This is a genomic window from Streptomyces synnematoformans (genome assembly GCF_039531005.1).
Taxonomy (GTDB): Bacteria; Actinomycetota; Actinomycetes; order Streptomycetales; family Streptomycetaceae; genus Streptomyces; species Streptomyces synnematoformans.
The window spans coordinates 1-8,211 of the sequence record NZ_BAAAPF010000308.1; the positions used below are offsets into that span (position 1 = coordinate 1).

The 8,211-nt window shown below is 75.2% G+C and carries 5 protein-coding genes; all 5 read right to left on the minus strand.

Annotated elements, in window-relative coordinates; translation table 11 throughout:
* Window positions 1-485: 485 nt before the first annotated feature.
* Window positions 486-1,925 (minus strand): UDP-N-acetylmuramoyl-L-alanine--D-glutamate ligase, encoded by a 1,440-nt coding sequence (murD, locus tag ABD317_RS30070; RefSeq protein ID WP_344293911.1) that lies wholly within the window; start codon window positions 1,923-1,925, stop codon window positions 486-488.
* 28 nt (window positions 1,926-1,953) lie between these two features.
* Entirely contained in the window at window positions 1,954-3,021 is a 1,068-nt protein-coding gene (gene mraY, locus ABD317_RS30075; protein ID WP_027753696.1) for a phospho-N-acetylmuramoyl-pentapeptide-transferase, read from the minus strand.
* Window positions 3,018-4,445, minus strand: a complete 1,428-nt coding sequence (locus ABD317_RS30080; protein ID WP_344293913.1) for a UDP-N-acetylmuramoyl-tripeptide--D-alanyl-D-alanine ligase — start codon at window positions 4,443-4,445, stop codon at window positions 3,018-3,020. Before ABD317_RS30080 ends, mraY begins: the two co-directional genes overlap by 4 nt.
* Entirely contained in the window at window positions 4,442-6,202 is a 1,761-nt protein-coding gene (locus ABD317_RS30085) for a UDP-N-acetylmuramoyl-L-alanyl-D-glutamate--2,6-diaminopimelate ligase (RefSeq protein ID WP_425582468.1), read from the minus strand. The genes ABD317_RS30080 and ABD317_RS30085 overlap by 4 nt, the downstream gene beginning before the upstream one ends.
* A gap of 31 nt (window positions 6,203-6,233) precedes the next feature.
* Window positions 6,234-8,211, minus strand: a 1,978-nt coding sequence (locus ABD317_RS30090; RefSeq protein WP_344293917.1) for a peptidoglycan D,D-transpeptidase FtsI family protein, incomplete at its 5' end; no start/stop codon positions are given.

Below are 8,211 nucleotides of genomic sequence, written 5' to 3' on the forward strand. Positions count from 1 at the left end.
TGTGCCGCGGCCGGCCCGGGCGGCCCGCGGCGGGTTCTCCGGCGCCGCGCCGCGCCCGGCAGCCGGCCGCCGCGCGCCCCGGTCCTGGTCCGCTCTGCTCATCCGCCGTCTCCTCGCTGGCCCCGCACACCGCCCATGGGCAACGAGGTTGCCACGCCGACGCCCCGCCGGGGGGTACGACGCGACGGTACGCGGTCCCCTTCGGGCCGCCGGGATCCCGGGCCTGTCGTTTGGACCCTGCCGGCTCAGGAAGCAGGGAGCACCGCTCACGCACCCGCCGGGGGCCCACGCGCGCCTGCGGGCTGTGGGGGAGCGCTGTGGGGAGCAGTGCCGGCCCCCCGGCGCTTCCCGCGTGGGACGTGCCCCGCGGCGAGTCCGCCAAGGACCCGAACGACAGGGCCTACGGGCTGCCGCCCGTCTCCCGCCCGCGGCCGGGGCACCGCCCGCGCACAGCGCGCGACCGGAGCCCGGCACGCGCCGCCGCGCTACCCGGGTCCCCGGCCCTCGCCGGAGGCGAGTTCGCGCACCGCGGCGGCGAAGGCCTCGCCGCGCACGTTGTAGTTCGTGAACATGTCCATCGAGGCGCAGGCCGGCGCCAGCAGCACGGTATCGCCCGGCCGGGCCAGCCGCGCCGCCTCGGCGACGGCCGCCGCCATCGCCCCGGGGTCGGTCCTGTCGAGGTCCACCACCGGCACCTCGGGCGCGTGCTTCGCCAGCGCCCCGGCGATGAGCGCCCGGTCGCGGCCGAGGAGCACGGCGCCGCGCAGCCGCTGCGCCGCGCCCACGACGAGGTCGTCGAAGACGGCGCCCTTGGCCAGCCCGCCCGCGATCCAGACGATGCCGTCGTACGCGGCCAGCGAGGCTTCGGCGGCGTGGGTGTTGGTGGCCTTGGAGTCGTCCACGTACGTCACGCCGCCGGCCTCGGCGACCTGCTCGATGCGGTGCGGCTCGGGGCGGAAGGCGCGCAGCCCCGCGCGTACGGCCGCGGGCTCGACGCCGTACGCGCGCGCGAGGGCGGCGGCGGCGAGGGCGTTGGCGACGTTGTGCGGGGCGGGCGGCTGCACGTCGGCGACGGCGGCCAGCTCCTGCGCCGTACGCTGCGGGTCCGGCACGAACGCCCGGTCCACCAGCAGCCCGTCGACGACGCCGAGCTGCCCGGGCGCGGGCGCGCCGGCGGTGAACCCGACCGCGCGGCAGCCCTCCTCGACGTCCGCCGCGCGCACCAGCTCCTCGGTGACCGGGTCCGCGGCGTTGTAGACGCACGCCCCCCGGTTGCCCGCGTAGATGCGGCCCTTGTCGGCCGCGTACGCCGCCATGGAGCCGTGCCAGTCGAGGTGGTCGGGGGCGAGGTTGAGCACGGCGGCGGAGTGGGCGCGTACGGACGGCGCCCAGTGCAGCTGGTAGCTGGACAGCTCGACGGCGAGCACGTCGTACGGCTCGCCGCCGGTGACGACGTCGACCAGGGGGACGCCGATGTTGCCGACGGCGGCGGTGTGCAGCCCGGCGGCGCGCAGCATCTCGGCGAGCATCTTGACGGCGGTGGTCTTGCCGTTGGTGCCGGTGACCGCCAGCCAGTCGGCGGGCGGCCGGCCGGTCGCCGAGGGGCCGCGCAGCCGCCAGGCCAGCTCCACGTCGCCCCAGACCGGCACGCCGGCCGCCGCGGCGGCGGCGAACAGCGGGGCGGAGGGCTTCCACCCGGGCGTGGTGACGACCAGGTCCGTGCCCGCGGGCAGGGTGTCGCCGTCGCCGAGGCGCACGGTGACGCCCAGCGGCGCCAGCTCCGCGGCCTGCGCCCGGGCCCGGTCGTGGTCGGCACCGTCGACGACGGTGACCTGCGCGCCGAGCCGGTGCAGCGCGCGGGCGGCGGGCCCGCCGCTGACCCCGAGCCCCGCGACGGTCACGGCCCGGCCGGCGAACCCGCTCATGCCGGCCTCCCGGGCGCCCGCCGGCCGCTCACCGGGCGGCCCAGCCGGCGTAGAAGATGCCCAGGCCGACGATCACGCACATGCCCTGGATGATCCAGAATCTGACCACCACGAGCACTTCGCTCCAGCCCTTCAGCTCGAAGTGGTGTTGCAGCGGTGCCATTCTGAAGATCCGTTTGCCGGTCATCCGGAACGACCCGACCTGGATCACCACGGACAGGGTGATGAGGACGAAGAGGCCGCCGAGGATGGCAAGGAGCATCTCGGTGCGGGAGGCGATGGCCAGGCCGGCGAGCGCGCCGCCGAGGGCCAGCGAGCCGGTGTCGCCCATGAAGATCTTCGCGGGCGAGGTGTTCCACCACAGGAAGCCGAAGCAGGCGCCCATCAGCGCGGAGGCGACGACGGCGAGGTCGAGCGGGTCGCGCACGTCGTAGCAGGCGCCCGGGTTGGTCAGGACGTCGGCGTTGATGCAGGACTCCTGGTACTGCCAGACGCCGATGAAGACGTACGCGCCGAAGACCATCACCGAGGCGCCGGTGGCCAGGCCGTCCAGGCCGTCGGTGAGGTTCACGCCGTTCGACATCGCCAGGATCATGAACAGCGCCCAGAGGACGAACAGCACCGGGCCGATCGACCAGCCGAAGTCCTGGGTGAACGACAGCTTGGTGGACGCCGGCGTCAGCTGGCGGGCGTCCTCGAAGTTCAGCGAGAGCACCGCGAAGGCGATGCCGACGGTGAACTGGCCGAGCATCTTCGCCTTGGCCCGCAGCCCCAGGCTGCGCTGTTTGACGATCTTGATGTAGTCGTCGAGGAAGCCGACCAGGCCCAGGCCGGCCATCAGGAAGAGCACCAGCAGCCCGGAGTACGTGGGCGAGCTGCCGGTGGCGATCTTGGTGATCGCGTACGCGATGAGCGTGGCCAGGATGAACGCGACGCCGCCCATCGTCGGCGTGCCGCGCTTGCTGTGGTGCGCCTGAGGGCCGTCGTCGCGGATGAACTGCCCGTACCCGCGGCGGGCCAGCAGCTTGATCAGCAGCGGGGTGCCGATGAGGGAGAAGAAGAGCCCGAGGGCCCCGGAGAAGAGGATCTGCCTCATCGGGCGGCGCCCTCCTCAAGCAGCGCTTCCGCCACGCGCCACAGCGCCTCGGATCTGGACGCCTTGACGAGCACGACGTCTCCCGGCCGCAGCTCGCCGCGCATCAGGTCGACAGCCGCGTCGACGTCGGACACGTGCACCGACTCCTCACCCCACGAACCCTCGTTCTTCGCGCCCATGTCCAGCCAGGCGGCCTCCTGCCGGCCCACTGCCACGAGCTTGCTGATGCCCAGGCGGACGGCCAGCCGGCCCACGCCGTCGTGCTCGGCCATGGCGTGGTCGCCCAGCTCCGCCATCGCGCCCAGCACGGCGAAGGTCCGTCCCCCCGGCGCCGCACTGCCCCGGCCCATGGCGGCGAGCGCGCGCAGCGCGGCCCGCGTGGAATCGGGGTTGGCGTTGTACGCGTCGTTGACGACCGTCACGCCGTCGGCCCGCCGCCGGACCTCCATGCGCCGGCCGGACAGCGCCTCGGCGGCGGAGAGCGCCTCGGCGATCCGCTCCGGGGGCATGCCCAGCTCGTGCGCGACGGCGGCGGCGGCGAGCGCGTTCGACACGTGGTGCTCACCGTACAGCCGCATGATCACACCGGCGCTGCCGGCGGGTGTGTGCAGGGTGAATTCCGGCCGTCCCGCGGCGCTGAGGCGGACGTCCGCGGCCCGCACGTCGGCCTCCGGCGACTCGCCGTAGTAGACGGTGCGCGCCCGGGTGCGGGAGGCCATCGCGCGGACGAGGGGGTCGTCGGCGTTGAGCACCGCCACCCCGCCCGCGGCCGCCGGCGGCAGCGCCTCGACCAGCTCGCCCTTGGCCTCGGCGATCTGCTCCCGGCCGCCGAACTCGCCGATGTGCGCGGTGCCCACGTTGAGGACGAGGCCGATGCGCGGCGGCGTCACCCGGGCCAGCTCCCGGATGTGGCCGAGGCCGCGGGCGCCCATCTCCAGCAGCAGGTAGCGGGTGTCGGCGGCGGCCTGCAGGGCGGTGACGGGATGGCCGATCTCGTTGTTGAACGACCCGTGGGTGTAGACCGTCGGGCCGAGGCGCTGCAGCAGCTGCGCGAGCAGGTCCTTGGTGGACGTCTTGCCGGAGGAGCCGGTGAGCGCGACGAGCGCGGTGAGCGAACCGTCGAGGCGGGCGACGACGTGCCGGGCGAGGGCGCTGAGCGCCGGGGGTACGGAGGCGACCACGACCGTCGGCACGCCCTCGACCGGGCGGGTGCCGAGGACGGCGGTGGCGCCGGCGGCGACGGCGCGCGCGGCGTAGTCGTGCCCGTCGACGTGCTCGCCGACGAAGGCGGCGAAGAGGCTGCCCGGCTCTGCCTGCCGGGAGTCGATGACCACGGGGCGGGTGACCCGCGCCTGCGGGTCGGCCCCTCCGTGCAGCTCGCCGCCGGTCAGCTCGGCGACCTCGGCGAGGCTGAGCGGAATCACCGGACGCCTCCCGCGGGGTCGGCGGGGCCGCCTCCGGCGGGGCCTGCGGAACCGGGCGGGCCGGCTGCCGGCCGCCCGCGGATCGCCGTGCGCAGCTCGTCGCGGTCGTCGAAGGGCCGTACCACCCCGGCCGTGTCCTGGCCCTGCTCGTGGCCCTTGCCGGCGACCAGGACCGTGTCGCCGTCGTCGGCGCGGGCCACCGCGATGGCGATGGCGCCGGCCCGGTCGGCCTCGACCAGCACGTCGCCGCGCTCGTAGACCGGCACCTCGGCGGCGCCGGCGAGCATCGCGGCGAGGATCGCGAGGGGGTCCTCGGAGCGGGGGTTGTCGGAGGTGAGCACCGCGGTGTCGGCGAGCCGCGCGGCGGCGGCGCCCATCGGGCCGCGCTTGTGCGGGTCGCGGTCGCCGCCGCAGCCGACGACGACGTGCAGCCGGTTCGCGGTGACCTTGCGCAGCGCGCGCAGCACGGACTCCAGCGCGTCGGGCTTGTGGGCGTAGTCGACGACGGCGAGGTAGCCCTGGCCCGCCTCGACCCGCTCCAGCCGGCCCGGCACGCCCGGCACGGCGGCCACGCCGCCGGCGGCGGTGGCCGGGTCGACGCCGGCGGTGACGAGCGCGGCGATGGCGGCGAGGGTGTTGGAGACGTTGAACGTGCCGGGCAGCGGCGCCTCCGCGGGGATCGCGACGCCGCCGGGGCCCACGGCGGTGAACGTGGAGCCGAGCATGCCGATCTCCACCTCCTCGGCCCGCCAGTCGGCGTCCGGGTGGCCCTCGGCGGAGTAGGTGGTGACGGGGTAGCCGCCGCCGGGGTCCGCGGCCTCCTCGGCGAGGCGCGCCCCGTACTCGTCGTCGATGTTGACGACGCCCGCCCGCGACCTGGCCGGCGTGAACAGCTGCGCCTTGGCCCGGAAGTAGTCCTCCATGTCGGTGTGGAAGTCCAGGTGCTCGGGGCTGAGGTTGGTGAAGACGGCGACGTCGAAGAGGACGCCGTCGACCCGGCCGAGCACCAGCGCGTGGCTGGAGACCTCCATCGCCACCGACGCGACGCCGCGCTGCCGCATCACCGCGAACAGCGCCTGCAGGTCCGTCGCCTCCGGCGTGGTCCGCTCCGACTTCAGCCGCTCGTCGCCGATGCGTGTCTCGACGGTGCCGATGAGGCCGGTGAGCCCGGAGCCGGCCTTCTCCGCCGCGGCGCGCAGCCCGCCCTCGACGAGGTACGCGGTCGTGGTCTTGCCGGAGGTGCCGGTGACCCCGATCTGCAGCAGTTCGCGCCCCGGCTCGCCGTAGACCGCCGCGGCCAGCTCGCCCATCCGGCCCCGCGGGTCGCCGACGACCAGCACCGGCAGCCCGGTCGCCGCGGCCCGCTCCAGGCCGGCGGGGTCGGTGAGCACCGCGGTGGCGCCGAGGTCGGCGGCCTGCGCGGCGAAGTCGGCGCCGTGCAGGCGGGCGCCGGGCAGCGGGGCGTAGACGTCGCCGGCGCGTACGGCGCGGGAGTCGTGGGTGATGCCGGTGACGGTGACGCCCTCGGCCGCGCCGGTCACGCCGGTGCCCAGCCGGTCGGCCAGATCCGTGAGCGGTACGGGGCCGACCTCGGCGGGACGGGGCGCCCCCGGGTGCTTCGCCGGGGCGCCCGACGTTTCCTGGTGAAACTGATCGGGGTGGGGCACGGCGGTGAGCGTACCGGGCCCGCCTGCCGCACCGCCAAGCCAGGGGGGCCGCGGTCGGTGGTTCCCCGGATCGTCCGTGATTGTGCTCACTGCGCAGGTCCGATCTTTCAGTTCTTATCGGCTATCGGCCGGCGGCCGCCCGGGCGACGGGCGGGGCCGCCCCCGCGGCGGCGGCCCCCCGCCCGACGGCCGGGCCCGCCCCGCCGGCGCCGCCGTCGCCGCCCGCGCCCGCTCCGTCGGTGCCGGCGCCGAAGGTGACCGGCATCGGCGGCGCCTCGACCCCCGTGGGCGGCACCTGGAGCGTCTTGAGCGCGAACTCCATGACCTTGTGGTAGACGGGGCCGCAGATCTGGCCGCCGAAGTAGCTGCCCTCGGTGGGGTTCTGGATGGCGCAGTACACGGTCACGCGCGGGGCGTCGGCGGGGGCGAAGCCCGCGAACGAGGCGGTGTAGCCGCGGTAGCGGCCCGTCTGCGGATCCACCCGGTTGGAGGTGCCGGTCTTGCCGGCGACGCGGTAGCCCGGGATGCGGGCCTTCGTGCCGGTGCCCTCCTCGTCGTCGACGACGGACTCCAGCATCCGGGCCAGGGTCTTCGCCGTCTTCTCACTGACGACGCGGTCCTTCCCCGGCTCCGGCGCCGGGTCGAAGCGGCCGTCGGGACCGCGGCTGCCGCGGACGAGGCTGGGCTCGATCCGTACGCCGCCGTTGGCGACGGTGGAGTACACGGAGGCGGCCTGCAGCGCGTTGATGGACAGGCCCTGGCCGAACGGGATCGTGTACTGCTGCGCCGCGTCCCACTGGGCGGCGGGCTTCAGCAGGCCGGGGGTCTCGCCCGCGACGCCGAGGCCGCTGCGGCGGCCGAGGCCGAAGTCGCTGAGGTAGGAGTGGAGGATCCTGTTGGCCTGCTTCTGGTTCTTCCCGAGCTGCTCGACGGCGAGGATCGTGCCGATGTTGCTGGACTTGGCGAGCACGCCGTTGAGCGTGAGGTACCAGGTCGGGTGCTCGACGTCGTCGTGGAAGGCGTGGCCGCCGCGGGGCAGCACGTTCGGCACGGTGACGCGGGTGCCGGGGGCGGCGACGCCCTCCTCCAGCACGGCGGCCATGGAGATGACCTTGTTGACGCTGCCGGGCTCGTACGCGTCCTCCAGGGCCGGGTTGCCGAGGGTGCCCGGCGTGGCGGCGGAGAGGTCGTTGGGGTCGAAGCCGGGGGCGTTGGCCATGGCCAGGATCTCCCCGGTGCGGGTGTCCTGCACGATGACGTAGCCGCGGTCCGCATCGGAGGCCTCGACCTGCTTCTCGATGGCGGTCTGGGCCGCCCACTGGATGTCGCGGTCGAGGGTCAGCTCGATGTCGGAGCCGGGCTCGGCGGGGTTCTCCTCGGCGTCCGCGGTGGGGATGCGGCGGCCGGCGGACTGGGCGTAGACGAGCTTGCCGTCCTTGCCGGCGAGGAGCTTGTCGTGCTCCCGCTCGACGCCGCCGCGGCCCTTGCCGGCGGCGTTGACGAAGCCCAGTATCCCGGCGGCCAGGTCGCCGTTCGGGTAGACGCGCTTGTTCCGCTTCTTCGGGAACACCCCGCCGAGCACGTCCGGCCGGCCGCCCGCCACCTCGCGCTCGGCCGACTCGCTCTTCAGCTTCTTGATCTTGTTCCAGACCTGCGGCGTCCGCATCGACGCGAGCTTCACGTAGCGCGAGCCGGGCGTGGCGAGCTTGGCCCGGATCTCCCGCGGGTCCGCCTTCAGCACCGGCGCCAGCACCTCGGCGGCCCGCCGCGGGGCGTCCTTGACGTCGGTCTGCTTGGGCGTGAAGAGATAGGGGTCGGCGACGATGTCGTACGCGTCGACCGTGGTGGCCAGCTCGGCGCCGTTGCGGTCGGTGATGGCGCCGCGCTCGGCGCTGAGGGCCACCGGCACGTACCGGTTGACCTTGGCCTTCTCCGTGTACTCGCCGGCGTCCACGGCCTGCACCTGCAGCAGCCGGACGGTGAAGACCAGCAGGAGGAGGGTGAGGCCGACGCTGACCAGGCGCAGCCGGGGGCGGGGCGCGGCGAGCCGGAGCGGCGGGCGGCCGTCGGCGGGGCGGCGGGGCCGGGGGCCGGGGGTG

What these genes read in the sequence shown, in the direction of transcription:
- murD (WP_344293911.1), bottom strand. Translation starts at nt 1,925, where the DNA reads ATGAGCGGGTTCGCCGGCCGGGCCGTGACCGTCGCGGGGCTCGGGGTC.
- mraY (WP_027753696.1), bottom strand. Translation starts at nt 3,021, where the DNA reads ATGAGGCAGATCCTCTTCTCCGGGGCCCTCGGGCTCTTCTTCTCCCTC.